Genomic DNA, 22,828 nt, shown 5'->3' with positions numbered 1-22,828 from the left:
GCTAAACTCGCAGTTCAATAGTCATTTTGCAGAACGAGATCGAAGGCGTAAAATCTTTTTTGGTCAGTAGGTTAGCAGTGTTTGAATGAGCCGGTCGCGCTTTCGGTCGGCAACTTCGTTATCGATTGCCGACCAAAATATGACTATGGTCTTACAGGTAAACGAACAACACTTAAAAATGGGGGTGGAACATGACTGTCAATGCTGTTTGCAAATTGTTTGCAGCCTGTGCGCTGTCGGTTGTCGGCGCATCGGCGCATAGCGCGGAAACGGCGGTCAACGCGCAATTCACGATCAAAGCGCTGTCCGGTTACGTGGTGCAAAACGACGTGTTAGTCAATCCGGGAGTCAAGCCGCCGGTAGGCAAATTCAACGCCAAAAAGGCAGCCCATTGCATACAAGCCACGCAGGACAGCGACTCGTTTTGCGATATCTATTTGGATAATAACGATCAGGGAGTCGCCTATTTGTATTACGACTCCAACCGGAGTTGGCGCTTGAAAACCCATTTGGACGGCGCCGTTACTACGCTGACCGGTAACGTCGATCCAACCGGCGCGTTCATGATGACCGGCGTGCACGCCTTGTCCGGCGCACAAATCTATGCGGTCGGCAAAGCCAAATTGAACAAAGGCTCGTTGACGCCCAAATCACTGTCCGGCACCCTGTATTTCACCAGCACCGACATCGAAGAATTCGGCGTGATCAAATTCCGTAGCGCCGGCGAATTTTAGCCGGCCGGCTGTTTCGGCAGGGTATCCGCGTGGAACCGCGCCGTTAAGCCCACATAATCCAGTTTACCGTTGGCCAAACGCGGTAACTCGTCCAGCCGTATGAAGCGGCTGGGCTGCATATAGGCCGGCAGTCGCCGGCTCAAGGCTTCTCGAATGGCGGTGATGTCGGCGCCGGCCGATACCCATGCCACGGCCGGTCGTTGCCCGGCGGTAAGGTCCGGCAAACCGACCACCGCGCAAGCGGCTACACCGGGAACGCTACAAACTGCGGCTTCCAGCTCGGCCGGCTCCACTCTATAGCCTGAACATTTCAACATCCGCCCCAAGCGGCCGTGAAACTGCAATTCTCCGTGCTGCCGGCTCACCTTGTCGCCGGTTTGGTACCAACCTAAGGAATTCAACATGGGTTGTAAACGCCCCGCTTGCCAATAACCTTTGGCTAAGGTTGGTCCGCGTACCCACAATTCGCCGTTGTCTTGCTCGATATGCAGACTGCAACCGGCTGCCGCCACACCTATCGGTATCGCTTGATCCGCTTGCAGGCGCGACCTTTGTACCTGCCAATAACAGCAGACGTTGGTTTCGGTGGGGCCGAACAAATTGAACAATTCCACCCGCGGCAAAGCTTGGCTCAAAGCGATTAAAGCCGGCGGAGAAAAGGCTTCGCCGGCGAACAATAAAAACCGCAAAGCTGGTAACGGCGTATCGGCCAGATTGCCTTTATAAGCCAGAAAGCTCAGCAATGCCGGTACCGTGTACCAGCCGGTCACGCCGGTCTGCGCCAACCAGGCGCTCAAGCGGGCCGGGCTTAGCGTCAGCCCCGGTGGCACGAAACATAGGCAGGCGCCGGCGCACAGTACTGCGTACAAATCGAAGGTGGACAAATCGAAGAACAACGGCGCACTGCCGGCGATGCGGTCTCCGGGGCCTAAATTGACCAGCTTGGTCGCCCAGTCGGCAAAAGCGCCTATCGCCGAATAGCTGAGTGCGACGCCGCGCGGCTGGCCGGTAGAGCCTGAGGTATACAGCACCGCGGCTAACGCGTCCGGCCGGATCGGCGTCGGTTTGAATTCGGCTTCTGCGCTTGCAGATAGCTGCAGCCAACGATCCGCACAGCTCCAAGTCGGTGCCGCAGTATTTCCGAGGGTAAGCGTGGCGCCCGAATCGGTGCAGATGAAAGCCAGCCGCTGCGGCGGGCTGTTCAAATCCAGCGGCAGATAAGCCGCGCCGCTCAGCAAGGTGCCGAACACCGCCACACTGGCGTCTATACCGCGCTCCAGGGCAATTGCCACTAGGCTTCCCGGGCCGACGCCCTTCGCTTGTAAAATTCCGGCTAGTCGTTGTGCGCGCTGGTATAGCTCGAGATAACTAAAACGGCGTTCGCCCTCTTGCAAAGCACAGGCCTGCGGTCGCAGCCGGCATTGTGCGATAAAGCCTTGCAGCAACATTTAGACATCGACTCCGAACAACTCGGCTTCCATCCGGTTGGCAACGCGCTCCAGCCAGCCAGCGTCTACCGCCGGTTTCAGATAGTTGAACGACAAACTCAGTTCGCCGTTCACGTATCCGATCAATAATGCCAGGCCGGGCGGCAAGGTCATCCAGCACAGCATCGTCATGCCGGTTACCGGAATGCCTAAAAAGCCCTTATCGCCCCAAGTCAAATCGCCGACGTCCGAAAACCATAGCGAGCTCAATTCGTTGCCGCTGTGTTGTTTGCGCAGCAATTTGGCGTAACGCGGCGGCGGCAGCCATTGCCCCAGCCACATCAGCGGCAAATAAGCCATGTCCAATTCGTCGCGTACCGCGCGTTGGTGCTCGGCCAACAGGTGGGCAAACAGACCTTGCCGGTCGCGTGCTTGCGACCGGCTGGCGCGGGCGAACAGGCAGCCGACGTGGTTGCCCAATATCGGCGTCGGTGCATGTTGCCGGCGTAAATTGAAAGCATAGGGAATACAGTAGCCTTCGCCGACGGCCGGCGGACCTTCCAATTCCATTGCCCGGATAAAACACCCTAGATAATACAAAGTCCGTCCGGCTAAACCGGTATGTTGTTGCGCCAGCCGGGCGACGGTTTGCGATTGTTTGCGATCGTAGCGGCGTATCAGCACCTCCAGGCGCTGCGGGCCGGATTCGGCTTTTGTCGGCAAACAGCTATCCACGCTATTGGCCAATTGGTTGTGGCGCTTGGCCTTGATCAGCAGGCCCAGTTTCTTCAGCCAACTCCATTGCGTCAGTTTGGCGGCGATCAGCGAACCGGATTCGAAAAACCGTTCCGGTTGATCGGAAGTTAAAAAATCCAGTACGATTTTGGCGCCGCGCGCGTCCAAAAGCGGATGGTTCCAGTTGAACAACAAACTGCCGGCTACTCCATCGGCGATCCAAAACAGGCTGAGCGGCTGGTCCGGGCAGCGGTTGAAAATCTCGACGATGCGTTGCAGCAGCGTTTCCCCGGCCCGGCATTGTTCCACTTGAAGTGCGATGCGCTTGCCGTTGGCTTGCCAAACCTGGCGTTTGCCTTGCCGGACAATTTCCGCGCTGACCTTGGGAAAGCGTTCCACCAGCAGATCCAGTCGTTGCTGCAATAGCTGTAAATCGGGCGTCGCCTGCAAGTGCAGCGCAAATCCGCAGTAGCCGCCGGGCATGCCGGCAGAGCGGATTTCCTGATCCAACACGTAGGTGAAATAATCGGCGGGATTGAAAGCCAAGCTGGTGCTCATGCCGGTTTGGCCCGCATGATCCAATGTTGCAACGTGTTCAAACTGCGCAGGTTGTCCGGTTCGATTTCGGTATCCGGCAAGCAAACCCCAAAGGCCTGTTCGGCAAACATGACCAGACGCATGGTGCCCATGCTGTCCAGGCCGGCCGCCAGCAAATCGTCGTCGTCGCCGAAGGCGTCCGGATTTTCGTGATAAATCAGCTCGGAAAATATGAACTGTTTCAGTTGTGCTTTCATAGTGCTCTGTAGCTTAAAGCATTAAAAATAATCGGCTACGCCAACAACGAACCAGAGCGTTTTTAGCAAAACGCTCATAATGACCTCCAGGGGGGCACCAATAAAAAACACATTTTTCTGTTGTTGGTGCCCATTAATTATGCGCCTCCCTGGGATGATATGAAACAGATAGGCACAAAAAAGCCGCGAATTACGCGGCTTGTAGCGGGTGGTTGATACCCGGATAAACGCTATGGAACGCTACTCGATGTTCTGAATTTGCTCACGCATTTGCTCGATCAGAACTTTTAAGTCTATGGATATTTGCGTCATTTCCCGATCGGAAGATTTAGAGCCTAGGGTGTTGGCTTCCCGATTCATTTCCTGCATTAAAAAATCCAAGCGGCGGCCCATGGGTTCGTTTTGTTTTAAGGCTCGCAACACTTCGGCGAGATGCGCTTGCAAGCGATCCAGTTCTTCGGCAACGTCCAGCTTTTGCGCCAGCAATACCAATTCCTGTTCCAGGCGGTCGAAGTTGGGCTCCGCCACCAATTCTTGAATCCGGCCGACCAATTTGCTGCGCAGGTTGCTGAGCACGTCCGGCATGCGTTTACGGCCGAATTCCACGAGTTCGGCGATTTTTTCGCAGCGCTCGCCGATCAACGCGGCAAGCTGAACGCCTTCCCTGGTCCGGGTGTCCAGCATTTGTTCCAAGGTGTTGTCCAACAGGGTAACAACGCTTTGCTTTAAGGTTTCTTTATCGATTTCGTTTTCCTGTTGAATGCCGGGAAATTGCAACACCTCCAGCGCGGAAAAAGGGGCCGGATGCGGCATGGCCGCTTCGATTTTAGCGGCGGCCGCCATCAGATTGCCGACCGTTTGCATGTCGATATTGAAGTTTTGATTGCCCGGCTGCTTTTTAAAGCTTAAACCGCATTCAATTTTGCCGCGTTTTAATTTGTCGGAAATTAAGCGGCGAATGTCGAGTTCCGCAAAACGCAGGCAATCTGGAAGCTTTACACTGATGTCGTTATAGCGGTGATTGACAGAGCGCAGTTCACACAAAATCGTCAAGTTGTTGACAGTAATTTGGCCGTCTGCAAACGCTGTCATGCTTCTAATCATTTTTCACCTATAATCGCTGGGAATGCCCGCTCTTTACATTGAGAATGGCCGAATATTACGATCCGCAAACCTATCCGCAGCAGTGGAATTACCTGCAGCCGTGCACCATTATAGATCAGTATATGGTCGAGCGTGAGCTTGCTCACGGCGGCTTCAGTTCGGTGTATCTGGCTAGGCAAATACAAGACCAGGTGCAGGTAGCCATCAAGGAATATTTGCCGCGCAAATTAGCCCACCGCACTTGGAACAACTTGGTGGTGCCTAACAGCGAAGAAATGCGGCCGATGTTTATGCGCGGTCGCTCGTTGTTTTTCGAAGAGGCCAAGGTACTGGCTACTTTGAAGCATCCGAATATCGTCGAAGTCATCAATTTTTTTCAAGCCAACGACACGGTGTACATGGTTATGACTTACGACTACGGCATCACGTTGGACAAGATCCTGCAAAAACGGTTACTAGCTATTTCCGAAGAGTTTTTGCTGAAGGTGTTTCGCTTATTGTTAAACGGCGTGGCCGTGATTCATAGCCGCAGTTTCATTCATTTGGACATCAAACCGGCCAACATTTTGATCCGGGCGGAAAATGACCCGCTGTTGCTGGATTTCGGTGCCATCCGCAAATATCCTCAGCAGAGTTCGCCGCGCCAAGCCAAGATATTGACCACAGGTTTTTCGCCTATCGAACAATACGATAATCAAAGTTTGTTAGGGCCGTGGTCGGATATATACGCGATAGGGGCTAGCATGCGTGTCTGCTTGGATGCCAAATTACCGCCACCGTCGACCGACAGGCTGAAACAAGATCAATTACCGCTTGCGGTGAAAGCCTTTAAACGCAAATATCCGGAATATTTGTTGAAAGCCATCGATTGGGCCATGGCCGTCCAGCCGCAAGAACGCCCGCAATCCGTAGCCGAATTGCAAAAGGCCTTGGACGGCTAAGGGTCTCGTCAAAACGACTTCCCGAAATATTCCGCACCGGCAGGAAATCTTGTCATTCCGGCAGAGAAAAATCGTCAGTCACGATTCGCATGTCAGGGCTGAACGCAGGATAAACCGGGCAACAGCCTATCGGACAATACAAACCATTGAAGATCGGTTATGGACATCAAACATCATTGGCTAGAGGAAGCCGAACGAATAGTGTCCCCAAATAGCGACGAGCGGCCCAATCCCGGCGATATTTCGTTATTGGTCATTCATTGCATCAGTCTGCCGCCCGAACAATTCGGCGGACCATATATCAACCAACTTTTTCTCAACCGTTTAGACCCGCAGCAACATCCCTATTTTGCCGAAATTCACGCATTGCGCGTGTCTGCCCATGTTTTGATTCGAAGAAACGGAAGCCTGACTCAATTCGTGCCGTTCGATCGCCGCGCCTGGCACGCCGGGCTCTCCTGCTATCGCGGGCGCGAACGGTGTAACGATTTTTCTATCGGTATAGAATTGGAGGGCTCGGTCAACCGGCGCTTTGCCGACAGGCAATACGACAGCCTGATAGAGCTAAGCAAAGCCATAATGGCAAGTTATCCGGCTATCGGCAAACAGAACATAGCCGGTCATAGCGATATTGCCCCTGGCCGCAAACAAGATCCGGGGCCGTTTTTCGATTGGCCGCGCTACTTATCCGGTTTGGACCGTGCTTAAGCCATAAAAAAGGCGCGCGGTCGAAACCGTGCGCCTTGCAACTATTATTTAAGCGTAACGCTTACAGTTTATCGGCGTTTTTGCTTAGATAATCGGCTACTCCGGCCGGGCTGGCATTCATTCCGGAATCGCCTTTGTTCCAGCCTGCCGGGCAGACTTCGCCGTGCTCCTCGTGGAATTGCAGGGCGTCTATCATGCGAATCATTTCATCGACATTACGGCCCAGCGGCAAGTCGTTAACTACTTGGTGGCGAACCATGCCGTTTTTGTCGATCAAAAAGCTGCCGCGGAACGCAACGCCGCCGGCTGACTCTACGTCGTAATCTTTGCAGATGCTGTGAGTCATGTCCGCCGCCAATGTGTAACGGACAGGACCGATACCGCCCTGGTTGACCGGAGTGTTGCGCCATGCGTTGTGAGTGAAATGAGAGTCGATGGACACGCCGATGACCTCTACACCGCGGCTGGTGAATTCTTCAATGCGATGGTCAAATGCGATCAATTCGCTAGGGCAGACGAAGGTAAAGTCTAACGGATAAAAGAAAACTACCGCATATTTGCCGCGAGTCGCTTCGGAAAAAGTAAACGAATCGACGATTTGGCCGTCAGCCAAAACAGCTGGAACTGTAAAATCGGGTGCTTGCTTGCCTACTAAAACGCTCATTGATCTTCTCCATAGAGTTCTTGAAAAACAAAGGGTTATAACTATAACTGCGCCTATCGGATAGGTCGACAACTTATTCTACACGAAAATAGTAGGGATTAATCCAGCAATCCTTGTAAATTAAACTTGCGCAGCTGACAAATTCACGTTAACTTGTAATCAATCGCTTACATGACTAACGGACGGTGTTTGGGATATTCAGGACATCGTGTAGGCTTTTTATCACCAGGGTTAACGTATATGGCAAAAGTGAAGCATATTACCGAACCCGATGCCTTCGGTTATCAGGTTCGCATTGTTCGGCGCGGCAAAGAAAGCAGCCGCTACTTCTCTCACAAGCTATGGGGCAGCAAGACTAAGTCGCTTAAAGCCGCCATTACTTGGCGCGACCAAATGTTGGTCGTGTTGAAAGGTAGTAAAACTCGCTTTCTGAAACCCCCAAAAAACAAAACCACCACCGGAGTTACCGGCGTATCCAGGACCATCAAATTCGATCACCGCAAAGATAAAAGCTATCTGTGTTATACGGTGTTCTGGGTTAAAGACGGCAAATCCCGTAATAAAACCTTTCAGGTCGGCAACGTACAGACCGTCACGGCAGACGACGAACTGCACGCGTTTCGCACTGCGCGCTTGTTCCGCAGCTGCTACGAGCATGCTATCGATCACGATGCCTATTTCGACGACAGCAAATTTGCAAACTGGAAAAAATTAAGGCTTTACGAAAACGAGCATCTTAATGCCGTGTCCTAATGGGCTGGAACTGAAGGGAATCAATAGACAGTAACGCGGTAAATATTGATTTCGAGAAATCGAACTCGTGTATTTAGCTACAACAAAAAACGCTACTACCCGCTCCGTTTTTACGCAGCGCTTGTCAGTAGCGATTGCAATACCTCGGCCAAAAGCCTATACGCGCTCAGCCTGTGCTTACAGTATTTGTAATGCCAGGCTGATAGGCACCGACCTCACCATTGCCCGCCGGGACAGAGTGGCATTCACACCATTTTGTCGAATAAAGACATAATAATCTCTACCGCAATCAACCAGATGATGATCCATTCCAGCGCGGAAGAATGCTGGTGTTTTTGCTCGTCTGCCAATACTTCCAGCAGCTCGTGTATGGTCTCCAGCTTCTTGGACAGTACGTCGGTGCGCTGGCGGATTTCCAGGTAATTGGCGGCCATCGAATAGATGTGTTGGTATTCCGGGTGCTCCCAAAAAAATTCCGGAATATCCAATAAATCGAAATTCAGAATAATGTCGCTTTTGGTCAAAAACAGCTGACCGCGAATTTTGGCCATGGTTTTTCGGTTTAAATTAATCGTGCCTTCTCGCGCCAAAGACTCCGGCAGATGGCTGGTGGCGTGGATGGTATCCAGGGCGTTGCCCTCGAAAGCCGCCAGTTTGATTGATTGCGCCATGGCATGCGACAAGGCCAGTAACACTTTGACGTCGCCGGATTGTAATTCGATATGGTCGTGCTGGATTCTGTCGTGTTCGCAGCCTATTTCGTAACTGAACGCGTCTTCTTGCGGGTCGGCGTCCGGGCGTTCAGCGTAATCGAGCAAAACCTCCTGCAAGGCGCGGCGTTCGTCTAATGCAACGTTCCAGTGCACAACCACGCCGTAAGCAAAGACAATGGAGCAACCGGTTTTAAAATCGACGATGACCGCGTTGCGAAATATCTGGGTTCTGGCGACGTCGAGCAACTTTTCCCGCAACGCCGTAAATCGGAAAGATTGCGCCAGACATACCGTCAGGCAGTGTTTGATTAACCTGTCATCCGCCATTGGGTGGGCTACCGTATTAGTTTGTAACAGCGTCCGGCAAAAGGGTTAAAATACGCTTTTGTTCGAATCGTGCGCGTTTATCGCTAGATACCTCATGCCAACTAACTATAACACCGATGATCTTAGAATTTGCGAAACCAAGGACGTGGTTCCGCCAATTCAAGTCCACGAAGAAATTCCGATCTCCGAAACCGCTGCCAACACCATTTTGCGCGCCAGGGCAGCGATACACAAAATATTGAGCGGCGAAGACGATCGTTTGCTGGTGATTATCGGCCCGTGTTCCATTCACGACCCTAAAGCCGCGGTGGAATACGCCGGCAAACTGAAAACCATGATAGCCTCGCTGGAGGACGACTTGGTCATCGTCATGCGCGTTTATTTCGAAAAACCTCGGACCACGGTAGGCTGGAAAGGCTTGATTAACGATCCGGACTTGAACTCCAGCTTCAACATCAACAAAGGCTTGCGCATGGCTCGCCAGGTATTGTTGGATATCAACGATCTAGGCGTGCCCGCTGCGACCGAATATCTGGATTTGATTACCCCTCAATACGTGTCGGATTTGATTTCCTGGGGGGCCATAGGCGCGAGAACCACGGAAAGCCAAGTGCATAGGGAGTTGGCTTCCGGTTTATCCTGCCCGGTCGGTTTTAAAAACGCCACCGACGGCGGTGTCAAAATTGCCATAGACGCGATCAATGCCGCGATGAGTCCGCATCATTTCCTATCCGTCACCAAAGAAGGCCGCACGGCGATTTTTTCCTCGCGCGGCAACGAAGATGCCCACATCATCCTGCGCGGAGGCAATAATCGGCCGAATTACGACGAAGTCAGCGTCGAGCAAGTGGCCGACGGCCTGCAGCAAGCCGGCTTGCCGAGCAACATTATGATCGACTTCAGCCACGCCAACAGCATGAAGAAATTCGAACGGCAAATGTTGGTGGCGCAAGACGTCGCAGGCCAGATTGCCAACGGCGATAGCCGTATCATCGGCGCCATGGTGGAAAGTCACTTGGTGGGTGGCCGGCAAGACGTGGAGGAAGGTAAACCCATGACTTACGGACAAAGCATTACCGATGCCTGCTTGGGCTGGGACGACAGCGTTAAATTATTGAACGAATTGGCGGTAGCGGTGCAACAGCGCCGGGCCGCCATCCGTAGAAAGGGTTAAACGATGAAGATACAAGTCAACGGCGAATGGCGCGACTATGCGGAAGGCTGCAGCGTCGCCGACGTCATTGCCGATTTGGGATTGAGCGGTAAACGCATTGCGGTGGAGTACAACAAGGAAATCTTGCCGTTTACCCAGCACTCCGAGCAGCGGCTGCAAAACGACGACCGGCTGGAAATCGTGCAAGCCATAGGCGGCGGTCAGGACGATCACTTTATGCTGGCCGGCAAAGCGTACCACTCGCGCTTATTGGTCGGCACCGGCAAATACAAGGATTTAGAAGAAACCCGCTTGGCCACGGAAGCGAGCGGAGCGCAAATCGTCACCGTGGCGATTCGCCGTACCAACATTGGCCAAAACCCTAACGAGCCGAATTTGTTGGATGTGATTCCGCCGGATAAATACACCATACTGCCGAATACGGCCGGTTGCTACAGTGCGGAAGACGCGGTGCGCACTTGCCGCTTGGCGCGCGAATTATTGGCCGGGCACAATCTGGTCAAACTGGAAGTGTTAGCCGATCAGTTGACCTTGTTTCCCAACGTCGCAGAGACCTACGTCGCCGCCGAGCTGTTGGTCAAAGAGGGTTTCGACGTGATGGTCTACACCAACGACGACCCGATTGCGGCCAAGCGCTTGGAAGAGATCGGCTGCGTAGCGGTCATGCCGCTGGCGGCCCCTATCGGTTCCGGTTTGGGGATTCGTAACCCCTACAACATCCTAACCATCGTCGAAAACGCCAAAGTGCCGATTTTGGTCGACGCCGGGGTCGGTACCGCCTCCGATGCGGCGATTGCCATGGAATTGGGCTGCGACGGGGTGTTGATGAATACCGCTATCGCGGCGGCAAAAAACCCAGTGCTGATGGCATCGGCAATGAAAAAAGGCATAGAAGCCGGCCGCGAAGCCTTTCTGGCCGGGCGCATGCCGCGCAAGCGCTTCGCTTCCGCGTCTTCGCCCATCGACGGCTTGTTTTTATAAGATTCTCCACGCTCCGATAGACCGAACATGACGGTAGCCCTCCCCGAACAGGAATCTCAAGTGATTTGCGCCTGCAGCGGTACGACCGACGTGCAGATCGAACATCTGCTTAACCAGGGTGTAACCGATCCGGAGCGCTTGTCACGCATCACCGGTGCCTGTTCCGGCTGCGGCGGTTGCGAATTCGAGGTACGGCAGTTGCTAGAAGCGCAAGCAAACCGAAATTGTGCAAGCGGAAATCGCAGTCGTGGCCTGCTGTGACGATCCGACCGAACCGAAGAAACTCGACAGGCGCGAGCTAATCCGTTTGCAAGAGCAATACGGCGAATTGGTCCGCGACCTGTTTACCGCCAACCCTGAACTGGTGATGCTGAAATTGCTGCAATCCAGCAACCGCTACTTGACCGAATTAGCGGCTTTGAACGCACATTTCCCGTCGGTACGCTTACGCGCCATCGCCATGCTGGAGTCACCCAGTCAGCCGGTACTGGAGCGTATCATTGCCCGGCAGCCGGATTCGGAATTTGCCGAAGCGGCAAAAAAGCGCCTCAGACAATTCGCCGAATAAAGCATTCGCAAGCCATCACCGCCGCTCGCTGACTAAAATCCTTCGCATTCAATTATCTATTTCGCCGATAATAAGCGGCTGTGTAAAGTTTTCCCGAATCCGCTCCGACTGCATGAAGCTGGAAAAAATCAAACTCTCTGGTTTCAAATCCTTCGTCGATCCGACCACGATACCGATTAACGGCAATTTGACCGCTATCGTCGGCCCCAACGGTTGCGGCAAGTCCAACATCATCGACGCGGTGCGCTGGGTCATGGGAGAAAGCTCGGCCAAACATTTGCGCGGCGGCAACATGGCGGACGTGATCTTTAATGGTTCGTCCGGGCGCAAGCCGGTCAGCGTGGCTTCGGTGGAACTGGTGTTCGACAACAGCGAAGGCAAGGCCGGCGGCGAATACGCCAAATACGCCACGATTTCCATCAAGCGCCAGGTCAGTAGGGACGGCCAATCCTTGTTCATGCTGAACGGCTCGCGTTGCCGGCGCAAAGACATCACCGATTTGTTTTTAGGCACTGGCCTAGGTTCGCGCAGCTACGCCATCATCGAACAAGGTACGATTTCGCGGATGGTGGAGGCCAAACCGGAAGATTTACGCGTGCACATCGAAGAGGCCGCCGGAGTCTCCAAATATAAGGAAAGACGGGCGGAAACCGAAACCCGCATGCGCCATACTCGGGAAAATCTGGAGCGCTTGAACGACTTGCGCGAGGAAGTCGACAAACAAATCAAAAACCTGGCTAAACAAGCCGAAAAAGCCGAGAAGTACACCGAACTGAAACGCCAAGAACGGCAAACCAAACAGGAATTACTGGCCATGCGCTGGGCCGGCTTCCAGCGCAACGCCCAACAGCTGGAAGACAAGCTGCAAGGCATTGCCGAAGAACATAACCGCTTGTTCATGCTGTTGCGCGACACCGAAAAAGCCATCGAACTGAAACGCGGCGAACAAAAAGGTCAGCAACAACAACTGGACACCGCCCAGGCCGAATATTACGCCATCGTCGGCGAAGTCGGCCGCTTGCAACAAGCGATTAAACATAACGAAAAAAACCACGAGGAAACCCTGCTGGAAATCCGGCGGCTGAAGCAGCAAGCCGAGCAGGCTCAAGACGATTGCGCCTCGGATCGCGCCCAATTGGAAGAAATCCGGCAAACCCTGCTGGAAGCGGAAGAAACCCTGATCGTTGCCAAACAACGCGAGGAAGATTTATTGGATTTGCAGCAAGACGCGCAAGTGCAAAAACAGCGTTGGCAACAACAATGGGAGCACTTTTTGGCCGAGAACGCCGGCTACCGCGAACAAGTCGAAGTGCAGCGCGCCAAACTGGCACAATGGCAAAATCAACAACGGCAATTGCAAACCCGCCTGGATAAATTGCTGGGCGAACGTCACGCCATTGATGACAGTCAATTACAGTACGAATTGGAAAGCTTGGAAAGCGACATCGAACAGACAGAAATCGAACGCGGCAACGTCCACAGCCAAATCGAAACCGCGTTGGCCCGCATTGCCGAGTTGCGTCCGCACATCAAACAATTGCACGAGCAACTGCACGACCGCCGCGCCGAACTACAAAAAGTTAACGGCAAAATCAGTTCTTTGGAGCTGTTGCAGCAACATGCGATGGGTAAGGACAAAAAGGAACTGGCGGCTTGGTTAACTCAAGTCGGCTTGGCGCAGCAACCGCGCTTGGCCGAATTCCTGGAGGCCGAGGAAGGTTGGGAAACGGCGCTGGAAACTGTGCTCGGCAGTTCGTTGGAGGCCGTTTGTCTGGACAATGCCGACGAGGTATTGCCGGCGCTGGAATCGCTGGGCAAACAATCCTTAACCTTGTTCGAAACCCGCAGTCCGGTCGCCGGTGCAGTCCAACCGGACACGGCACTGGCCGGCAAGCTCCGCAGCCGCTGGGATGTGTCCGGTTTGTTAAGCGGCGTGTATTGCGCCGAGTCGCTGTCGCAAGCCCGACAAATGCGACTGCAAGCGCACGAATCGGTGATTTTGTCCGACGGTACGTGGCTAGGAACTAACTGGATAAAGATCAGCCGCGGTAGCGACAGCAAAGCCGGCGTATTGCACCGAGAAAAGGAACTAAGGGAGTTGAAGCAATACCAGCACGAAGTGCAACAAACCATAGAGGACGACGAGCAGCGGCTGGAGCATAACGAGCAGGCGTTAAAAGCCGCCGAAACCGCGTGCGAGCAATGCCGGCAGCGGGAAAAAATATTAGCCGCCGAGTATTCGGCAAAAAGCGCCGAATTCAGCGCCCAATCGGCGCGCCTGGAACAACAAACCCGCCGCTTGCAACAACTGGATCACGAAATCGAAGAAGTCGGCCAGCATTTGGCCGAAATTAATGAAGCGATTGCCGAAGCGACTTTGATTTGCCAAGAAGCCGAAGCCGCACTCAGCGAACTTGGCGACAAACGATTGGAACTGGAACAATTAAATCAGCGCCTGCAGTCCCAACAACAAGACACCGACGCCTCCGTTCAGGAAGCGCGCCAACACTTGCAACGCTTGCACGCGCAAATCGAATCCCTAAAGGCTTCGGAAGTGTTGACCGAAAAACAAATCGAACGTTTACAGCACCAGCACCAACAATCGGCCGACCGCATCGCCGAGCTGGAGCATAAATTGGAAACCGTGTTGACGCCGTTGGACGACGAAAAAATGCAGCTGGACCGGTTGCTGGAGCAAAAACAGCAATTCGAGGCCGGTCTGGCGCAACAACGGCAGGCACAACAAGCCGCCGAGCAAAGCATAGGCGAACTGACCCGCCAACAGCACGAGGCCCAGTTAGCCTTGGAAAAACAGAAGGAAGCCCTGGATAAAGTACGGTTCGAACAACAAGACAGTAAAGTACGCCAGCAAACCGCAGCCGAACAGCTGAACGAAATCGACGCCGACCCGCAAGCGCTTTTGGCAAACCTGCCGGCCGATGCTAGAGAACCTGCCTGGAAAAACCGTTTGGACGATTTGGTCGAGCAACTGGAAAAACTCGGTTCGATCAACCTGACCGCGATTGAGGAATACCGCAGCCAATCCGAAAGAATGAAGTTTTTGAACGAGCAACACGACGATTTGGTCGATGCGCTGAATACCTTGGAACAGGCGATAGCCAAAATCGACCGCGAAAGCCGGCAGCGTTTCAAGGAAACTTTCGATAAAATCAACGGCGGCTTGCAAGAAAAATTTCCTCGTTTGTTCGGCGGTGGCCAAGCCTATTTGGAGCTGACCGAAACCGATTTGCTGGAAGCCGGCGTCAACATCATCGCCCGTCCGCCGGGGAAGCGCAACAGCTCGATCCATTTGTTGTCCGGCGGCGAGAAGGCCTTGACTGCGGTGGCCCTGGTGTTTTCCATCTTCGAATTGAATCCGGCGCCGTTTTGCTTGTTGGACGAGGTCGACGCGCCTTTGGACGACGCCAATGTGGTACGGTTTTCCAAAATGGTGGAGGACATGTCCGCCACCGTTCAGTTTTTATACATTTCCCATAACAAGGTCACAATGGAAATTGCAAAACATTTGGCAGGTGTTACCATGAAGGAACCGGGGGTATCCCGCATGGTGGCAGTTGATATTGACGAAGCGGTGAGCATGGCGGAAAGCTGATGGACAAAGAACTACTACGAGTCGTGATAATTTTGATCGGCCTGCTGGTCATGATAGGCATGCTGATCTGGCATTTCTTCAAATCGCTGCGGGAACGGCGCGAAGCCGACGACTATTTCGACGATCCGCATTACAGCGGCCCGGACGTATTCGACGAGGACGAAGAGGAAGAGCTGGATCTGTTTCCCGGCGAAGTGATGGTGGACGGCGACGGCTTGCTGGACGACGAGGCGATCAAACCCAACCACAAACCGGCCACGAAACCCGAGGCGCAAAAAAGCCCGGCCAAAACCACCTTGCCGGCTTTGATCGAATTCAGCATCGTCGCTCGCGCCGACGAAGGCTTTAACGGCGTGGACTTGTACGACGCCTTCGAGCGGGCCGGCTTGGAATACGGTAGCGTTAGAGTATTCGAACGGGTCGATAAAAACCGCTTGGTCGATTTCGCGGTGGCCAGCATGGTAGAGCCGGGTACCTTTCCGGATAGTCACATCGAACAATTTTATTGCCCCGGCATCGTGTTCTACATGCAGCCGCGGGAGGTCGACAATCCCTTGGCGGTATTCGACGATTTCGTCGAAACCATAGACATATTAGCCACCGAATTGGACGGGGTAGTCTGGGATAATCAAAGACAACCGTTGACTGCGGACACCGTAGAGCAGTTCCGGCAAATGCTGGCTAGGCGTTGAGGTTTCGAACTTAGTCAGCTACAGCGCTATACAGCCGGAAACGCCGCATGGATTCGTTTGCCGAATCAGAGCATAACTAAAACAACAAGGGGGGATAGGACATGGCGAACGATGCGCATAAAATTTTAATCGTGGGCGGCGGCGCGGCTGGCTTGGAGTTAGCCACCGAACTGGGCCACAAACTAGGTAAATCCGGCCTGGCGGACATCACGCTGCTGGACGCCGCTTCCACGCACATCTGGAAACCGCTGCTGCACGAAGTTGCCTCCGGTACCTTGGCCGAAGCCGAGGAAATCGAATATTTGGCCCAGGCCTACCGCAACCATTTCCGCTTTTTGTTCGGCCGCATGGAAGGCCTGGACAGGGCCGCCAAGGAAATCATTGTCGGCCCGATACCCAATAAAAAGGGCGAAATCGTCGTTCCGCAACGCCGTTTCAAATACGATACGCTGGTCATGGCGGTCGGCAGCGTCAGCAATACCTTCGGTATCAAAGGCGTAGACCAATTTTGCCGCTTCATCGACACCACCAAGGAAGCATTCCGTTTCCAGAAACAACTGGTGGAAACTTACTACGTGGAATCCTATGCCAAACAAAGCCAACAACGCGACAAACCCTTGTCCATCGTCATCGTAGGCGCCGGCGCAACCGGGGTGGAATTGTCGGCCGAGTTGCTGCAAATGACCAAATTGTTGGCATCGTACGGCCTGGAAGGTTCGATTCAAGTCGACATCACCATCATAGAAGCCGCCACCCAACTGCTGCCGGCTTTACCGGCGCGGTTGTCGCAAGCGACCATGGAACAATTGTCCAAGCTGGGTATCAATCTGAAGTTGGGCCGCAGGGTAACTGAAGTCACCGAAACCGCCGTGTATACCCACGACGGCGAAGTGATAGACGCGGATCTGAAAGTCTGGGCGGCCGGCATCAAGGCTCCGGATTGGCTGAAAAACTTGGATGGACTGGAAACCAACCACATCAATCAGCTGCTAGTGGATGCCACATTGCAAACCAGCGATCCCGACATCTTCGCCATCGGCGATTGCGCCGCTTGCGCTTGGAGCGGCCGCACCGGCAACGTGCCGCCACGCGCCCAAGCCGCGCACCAAATGGCCTCTACAGTGGCCAAAACGCTGAGCAACCGTTTAAAAGGCAAACCGCCGGTTAATTTTATCTATCAAGATTACGGCTCGCTGGTATCGTTGGGGAAATACAGCACGGTCGGCTCGTTGATGGGCAGCTTGATGGGTACCGTCAGCGTCGGCGGTTTTATCGCTTACATGGTGTATTTGTCGTTATACAAAATGCATCAGGTAGCGATTCACGGTTACTTCCGCACCGCCATGTTGACCTTGTCCAATCTGTTTCGGCGCAGTACGCACGCCAAAATCAAAATGCACTAAACCCCATCCCCACGAGACGTTTGCATGTTTGAAATCGAATACGAATTTCGCGATAAAGACTTAGTCCACTTTAACGAGCTGCGCATGGCCGGCGATGCCGAACTACAAAAGAAGATTCGCACCAACCGGATGCTGGTACCGGGCGTGATGCTGGTATTCGGCTTGTTTTACTACGTGTATTACACCGATATGATGACTACGGCCTACATAACCTTGCTGGCGCTGGGCTGGGCTATCGCCTCGCCGTTCATCATGAAAATCGACATGCGCCGGCAATTTTTCAACCAGTACACCGATGCCGAAAAAAAAGCCATGTTCGGTATTCACCAACTGAAGATAGAGCCCGAACATTTGTTGGAAAAGTCTCCCGGCGGCAAACACAAAACCCCTTGGGCCGAAATGCTGCGGGTAGAGCGGCATAAGGATTATGTTTATATTTACGTGGCGATCGACGCGGCTATCGTCATTCCCAGAGAAACCGTGAAAAGCGGAGATTTGAAAGCTTTCGCCAAACAAGCGGAGAACATGATCGAACGATTCAGCTGAGGCCATTCAGCGGCACAGCTAGCCGTTAAAGAATACGGGCCGCGGCATCGCTGCGCGAATGTTCAGGGGCCGGATAATCCCGCCTCTGCTACACTTTAACCCTAGCCATGTTTCCGGCGATAGGCCGTAATTATAATTTAACTGGAGATAGCCCTATGCACCACCACACCAAAACGCTTGCTTACGCCGCGCTGGCGCTGGCTTTGCTCGGCGGATGCACCCCTAGTTATTATCGCCATGACGTCGAGGACGACGATTTGGTGGAAGTCAGCTACGACGCCGCCGAACTGTTGTTGCAAAAACTGAAAACTCCGCTCCCCCGAGGCAGTCTGGTGGTGATCAACTCCTTGGTCAACGTCAATGATCTGGGGCAAACCCTACCGTTCGGCCGCATTGTGTCGGATCAGTTGAGTTCCGCGCTGCATAACGCCGGTTATCGGGTTATGGGTATGGAATTGCCCACCGAAATCCTTGCCAAAAACGAAGCCGGCATTTTAGAGCTACCGCAGCCGACTAAAGACGCGTTGAACAACGTGCACGCCAACGCCATCGTACTCGGCACTTATGCTGCCGGCCGCAAAAACGTTTACATTTCATTGCGCGTGGTCGAGCTGTCCACCCAAAACATCATATCGTCCACCGATTATTCGATCCCCATGGGACCGGATGCCAAAGCGATGACGACGCCGCCCGTCAGCGAAGACAAATAACAGAGAATTCGGCTGGCGGCCGCGTACGCCAGCCTTTTTCCGCCATGCCTCGTTCGCTACTCATCCTTGCTTTTTTATCGGCCGCTTTTTTCAGCCTGACTTCAGCCCGGGCGCAATTGTCTCCGTTGTACCGTCCGGCCCCGTCGTTAAGCGCGGACGATCTAGCGGTGATCGTAAACGATAACGATCCGCTAAGCCGGCAAATCGCCGATTACTATGCCGAACAGCGGCATATCCCGCCGGATCGGGTCATTCATGTGCAATTTCCACCACGGAAAGCCATGTTGACCGAAAGCGAATTCAGACACATCAAACAGCAAGTAGACGCCAAAACGCCGAAGCGCGTGCAAGCCTTTGCCTTGACTTGGCTGCAGCCGTTTCGAGTCGAATGCATGTCGATCACCACGGCTTTCGCCGCCGGGTTCGATCGCGAGTTTTGCGCAAAAGGCTGCCAACAAACCCGCGGCAGCCCGTATTTTGCCAGTGACACCGGCAAACCTTTCGACACCTACGGTTGGCGCCCGGCCATGACGCTTGCGGCCGCCGATTTTGCCGAAGCCAAGCGCCTGATAGACCGAGGTATCGCCTCCGACTTTTCGCAGCCACGCGGCACGGCGTATTTGCTTAAAACCAAGGACAAAGCCCGTAGCTCACGCGCGGTAGCATTTCCAAAAGTCGCCGCCGCTTTAAATCCTTACTGGTCGGTGCAATATCTGGAAACCGACTATATCCAGGGACGTAAGGACGTGATGTTTTATTTTACCGGTCTGATTCGGGTGCCTCACCTCAGCGACAATGTGTTTCTGCCCGGTGCGGTTGCGGATCATCTGACCTCGGCCGGCGGCGTGATGTCAGGCAGCGATCAAATGAATGTCATGGAATGGCTGCGGGCAGGGGCCACCGCCAGCTACGGAGCGGTCGTGGAGCCGTGCAATTTTCCGGTAAAGTTTTCTAACCCCGGCCTGTTGCTGTACAACTATTTGCGCGGCAGCACAGTCATCGAAGCTTACTGGAAAAGTGTGGCGCAACCCGGCCAAGGCCTATTCGTCGGCGAACCGTTAGCCAGACCGTTCGGTTTTCGTTAACCCTAACTTGTTAGTTCGCCGTAGCAGATCGCGGCGCCGATATTCGGAGAAGGGGAGATTGGTTGATAAGGGTAAAAGCCGGCAACCGCCAATCCGATTGCCGGACTCTATCGATGTTTATTGATGAGTCATGAAGAAATACAAATACTTGCATTTCAAAACCATCTTCTTGCCTTCCATTTCCACTACATGACAATCCTCGTATTTCTCGCGTCCCGGCGACGTTTGTTTTTTGATCACCCCATCTTCAACGCTGTAATTCACGGCAATATCCATTTCTTTGGTTCTGCCGCGGGTGTCTTCAGCGCTCGTCATTAAAGTACCGTCTTTACGGAATTCCCACGTCACGTTCAAAGCTTTCTTCTCTTTGTCCAACGCCGCCGCTTCGGCGTCGACCCGCCAGGTTCCAAGTATTTTAGAGCTATTTTCGAGTTTGATGTCTGCGTTGGCGGAAAAGGCCGTTAGCGCTGCACACAGGGACAAAAGTGTTGTTATTGTTCTCATTGTATTCTCCCGACAGAGCGAATATTAGGTGGAGTCAGGACTATAGCATAATCATTTTTCACTGCCGGGTTTTTCGGCCGGCAGGTGCAGCAGGCGGGTTCCGGACAGACGGTCGTGCCAAGCCAACGCTTCGGGGTCGAACAGACACCACATGAAACCCAATCCGAAACAGGCCCAGGATAAAGCTGCGGCACAAAATCGAATCGCCGCCTGTTTCCAGCCGATAGCCCGGCCGCTTGAGCCGCACAACTTCAAGCGCCAGGCCTTTAGCCCGAGAGTCTGGCCGCCGTGGGTCCAAAACCAGCCATAAAACAAGAAGCTGATAGCCAACAGGTATAGCGGAAACCACCACTGCCCGGACCGAAAGGCCTCTCCGCCATTTAGCGGCAACAGCAAAGCCGTGGCGAAAAACCACACGGCCAACAGTAGCAGCGCGTCGTAGCACGCTGCGCCTAAGCGGCGTAAAAAACCCGCCGGCGACGCGCGGTCGACGGCGGGTTTAACAAAACCTTGGACTTTATCTTGCGACAATTACTTGCGGAATAACTCGAATTTTTGTCCCATGTACATACTCATGCCAACCAGTGCTCCCACCATCATCAAGGAGAACAGGAATGGCGGTCTATGGAACAATAGAATGGCGAAATCAGCCACAAACAAACTAGTAAACAAAGGCTGGTCGATTAAACCGAGCATCAATTTTTTAAACATATCCCCTCACTCCTAACAATAGCTACCAAACCGAACGTGTTGTTCTTATGCGCCGTGAAATCGAATCTATCGGAGCATGATTCTACTATATCGAGTAGGTATATAAAAGTGTGAGGCAGTCACGCGTCAAAAAGCTAAGCGGCTGATGTAGCGCCAAAACTCCAGCGCAGTTCTTATCGGCGCCTTTTTCGGTTAGAAAAACCGAGGCAACCCCAAGCGCAAAAACGTTGGTCGCTGCAAATGGCGGAAGCTATGTTGCTTTGGAGAAGCGGCTGCTTTAAGCGGTTAAACCAGGCAAGAAATCTATACGCGTTCCTCAGGCGCGCCGCAATTCGGCACGCCCGGTCGTTCAGCTCAACAAGCGCTAAAACGGCTGATAAAGGTTACGACTAACTGCGGTGGCAAGTTTAAAGCGAAAACAGCTCGCGCAACAGTTTGAGCAACTTAGGGCCAACGCCTTTAACTTTCGACAAATCGTCGAACGAATCGAAAGGTTGCGCCGCAACAATATTGTCTACTGTTTTCTTGGGTACACCCTTTAACTCGGCCAGCTGATCCGCCGTCGCCAAATTAATGGAGGTGGTGCGCGGAGTGGCGACAGCAGCCACCGGCAGTTTAGCGGGAGCTACGGTTTTTTTTGTATCCTGAAAGCCGAGGTTGATGACGTTATCTGGGTCTTTACGGCTAACTGTATTTTTAGTCCTGACCGATAAAGGTAGCGCAAAGTTAATGCAATCGCGGGTTTCGTAGGCTTGCCCGTTCCACTCGCGCAGCATCAGACTCAACTGCCAGGTGCCTTCCGGCGGTTCTTGATAGTCCAGCTCGTACTGAGAGGCGTAAATCGAATGTTTACCGCACAATTCGCCGATAGGGATGCCGGCAAGTGCAAAACCGTCGAAATCGCCGTCTTGATAGGCTTGCTTCAAAGCCCATAACTCGAGCGACAAGTCGCCGCTGACAGTATTTTCGGCACGCAGATTAGCGATTTCACCGACATGTAGGGTGATGCGCTTATCCAATACCTCGTAACCGCAATTGCCATGCAAGGCCAGACCGGCCGCAGCAGGCTTAGTCGCTTGCGCTTCAATCGCGGATTCGTTACAAACTGTATGACCGGATTGTGCGTCCACCGAGATCGCTTTTTTGTACTCGACGAAACTGACGTTGATTACGTTGTTCCCCGGATTACGAACCACGGCCGGTTTGCCCGCCGCAACATAAGGAACCGCAAAGTTGACGAAATCCCGGGTTTCGTAGGCCAAACCGTTCCATTCACGCAACATCAAGGTTAAATACCACTCGCCTTCCGCCGGTTCTTGGGCCGCTAATTCCCAAGTGCTTGGACCAATAAAGTGCTGTCCTCTTAGTTCGCCTATCGTTGTGCCGGCTAGCGCTAATCCGGAAAATTGGCCGCCCCGGTACGGCTTTTGCAGGGCCCACAACTCGATGGAAAGCGTGCCGCTAAGGTTGCCGTGTTCGCGGCGATTAGCAATATTGCCGATATTAATCGCGATACGGCCGTTGTAGATATGATAACCGCAATTACCGTCGAGAGTGAGTTCCGCCGCCGAAACCGGGATTATCGGATTTTGTATTGCATACATGGAATTATCTCCATAGTTAAGGAAATTCCATTATATAAAAATTATTTTTAAAGCAATAATTATTTAAGCATAAAAAACCAGTAAAAACAAATTGTTATGCACTAATTGAGTGCATTTTGGTTTATTTGAAGTATTGGAGCTGGTAATTTTGTTTGGAATATTGCGTTGTATTTTGGTGCAAAAATCAACCGGTTATTGTCGCTTTAGTCGATCCGAAAATAAGCGGGATAAATGGATTTCGCTTCGCTTGCCGGTAACGGCGTCGGTGTGGAGAAAGGATACGGCGACATGGTTGGAACGGTGCTGTGCCGCGCCGCCGCCCGGCCCTATCTCGCTC

At 53.2% G+C, this 22,828-nt stretch carries 24 protein-coding genes; 14 read left to right on the top strand and 10 right to left on the bottom strand.

The features are described from left to right. Positions 1-191: 191 nt before the first annotated feature. A complete protein-coding gene (locus F1E05_RS00250; protein ID WP_150046008.1) occupies positions 192-734 on the top strand; it encodes a hypothetical protein in 543 nt (180 codons plus the stop codon). Here F1E05_RS00250 and F1E05_RS00245 read toward each other — a convergent pair. The 4 genes from F1E05_RS00245 to F1E05_RS00230 all read right to left on the bottom strand — a co-directional run bounded on the left by F1E05_RS00245 (position 731) and on the right by F1E05_RS00230 (position 4,794). Further along, positions 731-2,182: an amino acid adenylation domain-containing protein gene (locus F1E05_RS00245; RefSeq protein WP_150046007.1), complete on the bottom strand. Its 1,452-nt coding sequence runs from the start codon at positions 2,180-2,182 to the stop codon at positions 731-733. The genes F1E05_RS00250 and F1E05_RS00245 overlap by 4 nt on opposite strands. Then, complete coding sequence (locus F1E05_RS00240) at positions 2,183-3,454, bottom strand: hypothetical protein (protein WP_150046006.1); 1,272 nt, start codon at positions 3,452-3,454, stop codon at positions 2,183-2,185. Continuing rightward, the gene (locus F1E05_RS00235; RefSeq protein WP_150046005.1) at positions 3,451-3,690 is read right to left on the bottom strand and encodes an acyl carrier protein; all 240 of its coding nucleotides are present in this window, start codon (positions 3,688-3,690) and stop codon (positions 3,451-3,453) included. The genes F1E05_RS00240 and F1E05_RS00235 overlap by 4 nt, the downstream gene beginning before the upstream one ends. Before the next feature lie 240 nt (positions 3,691-3,930). After that, positions 3,931-4,794: a YicC/YloC family endoribonuclease gene (locus F1E05_RS00230; RefSeq protein ID WP_150046004.1), complete on the bottom strand. Its 864-nt coding sequence runs from the start codon at positions 4,792-4,794 to the stop codon at positions 3,931-3,933. 44 nt (positions 4,795-4,838) lie between these two features. Between F1E05_RS00230 and F1E05_RS00225 the strand changes: the two genes are divergently transcribed. Beyond that, positions 4,839-5,735, top strand: a complete 897-nt coding sequence (locus tag F1E05_RS00225) for a serine/threonine protein kinase (RefSeq protein ID WP_150046003.1) — start codon at positions 4,839-4,841, stop codon at positions 5,733-5,735. Between the two features lie 159 nt (positions 5,736-5,894). After that, a complete protein-coding gene (gene ampD, locus F1E05_RS00220) occupies positions 5,895-6,443 on the top strand; it encodes a 1,6-anhydro-N-acetylmuramyl-L-alanine amidase AmpD (protein WP_150046002.1) in 549 nt (182 codons plus the stop codon). Between the two features lie 61 nt (positions 6,444-6,504). On the opposite strand, the gene F1E05_RS00215 is transcribed toward ampD, so the two are convergent. Next, a complete protein-coding gene (locus F1E05_RS00215) occupies positions 6,505-7,107 on the bottom strand; it encodes a peroxiredoxin (protein WP_150046001.1) in 603 nt (200 codons plus the stop codon). Positions 7,108-7,347: 240 nt separating this feature from the next. On the opposite strand from F1E05_RS00215, the gene F1E05_RS00210 reads away from it, so the two are divergent. Next, a complete protein-coding gene (locus F1E05_RS00210; RefSeq protein WP_150046000.1) occupies positions 7,348-7,860 on the top strand; it encodes a hypothetical protein in 513 nt (170 codons plus the stop codon). Positions 7,861-8,105: 245 nt separating this feature from the next. Here F1E05_RS00210 and F1E05_RS00205 read toward each other — a convergent pair whose 3' ends face one another. Next, the gene (locus tag F1E05_RS00205; RefSeq protein WP_150045999.1) at positions 8,106-8,900 is read right to left on the bottom strand and encodes an RMD1 family protein; all 795 of its coding nucleotides are present in this window, start codon (positions 8,898-8,900) and stop codon (positions 8,106-8,108) included. Positions 8,901-8,994: 94 nt separating this feature from the next. On the opposite strand from F1E05_RS00205, the gene aroG reads away from it, so the two are divergent. From aroG to F1E05_RS00155, 10 genes are all read left to right on the top strand, one after another. Further along, positions 8,995-10,074, top strand: coding sequence for a 3-deoxy-7-phosphoheptulonate synthase AroG (aroG, locus tag F1E05_RS00200; RefSeq protein WP_150045998.1), 1,080 nt, complete (start codon positions 8,995-8,997; stop codon positions 10,072-10,074). A gap of 3 nt (positions 10,075-10,077) precedes the next feature. Beyond that, positions 10,078-11,055, top strand: a complete 978-nt coding sequence (gene thiS / locus F1E05_RS00195) for a sulfur carrier protein ThiS (RefSeq protein WP_150045997.1) — start codon at positions 10,078-10,080, stop codon at positions 11,053-11,055. Between the two features lie 27 nt (positions 11,056-11,082). Then, complete coding sequence (locus tag F1E05_RS00190) at positions 11,083-11,316, top strand: (2Fe-2S)-binding protein (RefSeq protein WP_150045996.1); 234 nt, start codon at positions 11,083-11,085, stop codon at positions 11,314-11,316. Beyond that, positions 11,303-11,623 (top strand): hypothetical protein, encoded by a 321-nt coding sequence (locus F1E05_RS00185; RefSeq protein ID WP_150045995.1) that lies wholly within the window; start codon positions 11,303-11,305, stop codon positions 11,621-11,623. Before F1E05_RS00190 ends, F1E05_RS00185 begins: the two co-directional genes overlap by 14 nt. A 112-nt stretch (positions 11,624-11,735) precedes the next feature. Further along, positions 11,736-15,236: a chromosome segregation protein SMC gene (smc, locus tag F1E05_RS00180; RefSeq protein WP_150045994.1), complete on the top strand. Its 3,501-nt coding sequence runs from the start codon at positions 11,736-11,738 to the stop codon at positions 15,234-15,236. Further along, positions 15,236-15,928 (top strand): cell division protein ZipA C-terminal FtsZ-binding domain-containing protein, encoded by a 693-nt coding sequence (locus F1E05_RS00175; protein WP_150045993.1) that lies wholly within the window; start codon positions 15,236-15,238, stop codon positions 15,926-15,928. Before smc ends, F1E05_RS00175 begins: the two co-directional genes overlap by 1 nt. Before the next feature lie 101 nt (positions 15,929-16,029). After that, the gene (locus F1E05_RS00170; RefSeq protein WP_150045992.1) at positions 16,030-17,331 is read left to right on the top strand and encodes an NAD(P)/FAD-dependent oxidoreductase; all 1,302 of its coding nucleotides are present in this window, start codon (positions 16,030-16,032) and stop codon (positions 17,329-17,331) included. Between the two features lie 24 nt (positions 17,332-17,355). Beyond that, entirely contained in the window at positions 17,356-17,877 is a 522-nt protein-coding gene (locus F1E05_RS00165) for a YcxB family protein (RefSeq protein WP_150045991.1), read from the top strand. A gap of 155 nt (positions 17,878-18,032) precedes the next feature. After that, on the top strand, positions 18,033-18,587 hold the full coding sequence (locus tag F1E05_RS00160) for a FlgO family outer membrane protein (RefSeq protein ID WP_150045990.1): 555 nt from the start codon (positions 18,033-18,035) through the stop codon (positions 18,585-18,587). Positions 18,588-18,631: 44 nt separating this feature from the next. Next, the gene (locus F1E05_RS00155) at positions 18,632-19,672 is read left to right on the top strand and encodes a TIGR03790 family protein (RefSeq protein ID WP_150045989.1); all 1,041 of its coding nucleotides are present in this window, start codon (positions 18,632-18,634) and stop codon (positions 19,670-19,672) included. Between the two features lie 117 nt (positions 19,673-19,789). On the opposite strand, the gene F1E05_RS00150 is transcribed toward F1E05_RS00155, so the two are convergent. From F1E05_RS00150 to F1E05_RS00135, 4 genes are all read right to left on the bottom strand, one after another. Then, entirely contained in the window at positions 19,790-20,176 is a 387-nt protein-coding gene (locus tag F1E05_RS00150) for a hypothetical protein (RefSeq protein ID WP_150045988.1), read from the bottom strand. 51 nt (positions 20,177-20,227) lie between these two features. Beyond that, positions 20,228-20,707, bottom strand: coding sequence for an RDD family protein (locus F1E05_RS00145; RefSeq protein WP_150045987.1), 480 nt, complete (start codon positions 20,705-20,707; stop codon positions 20,228-20,230). Next, positions 20,708-20,887: a hypothetical protein gene (locus tag F1E05_RS00140; protein WP_150045986.1), complete on the bottom strand. Its 180-nt coding sequence runs from the start codon at positions 20,885-20,887 to the stop codon at positions 20,708-20,710. A 407-nt stretch (positions 20,888-21,294) separates the two neighbouring features. Next, positions 21,295-22,491, bottom strand: a complete 1,197-nt coding sequence (locus tag F1E05_RS00135) for a ComEA family DNA-binding protein (protein WP_150045985.1) — start codon at positions 22,489-22,491, stop codon at positions 21,295-21,297. Between the last annotated feature and the right edge of the window lie 337 nt (positions 22,492-22,828).

Source organism: Methylomonas rhizoryzae (assembly GCF_008632455.1).
GTDB lineage: Bacteria > Pseudomonadota > Gammaproteobacteria > Methylococcales > Methylomonadaceae > Methylomonas > Methylomonas rhizoryzae.
This window is presented reverse-complemented; position numbering and strand designations above follow the sequence as displayed.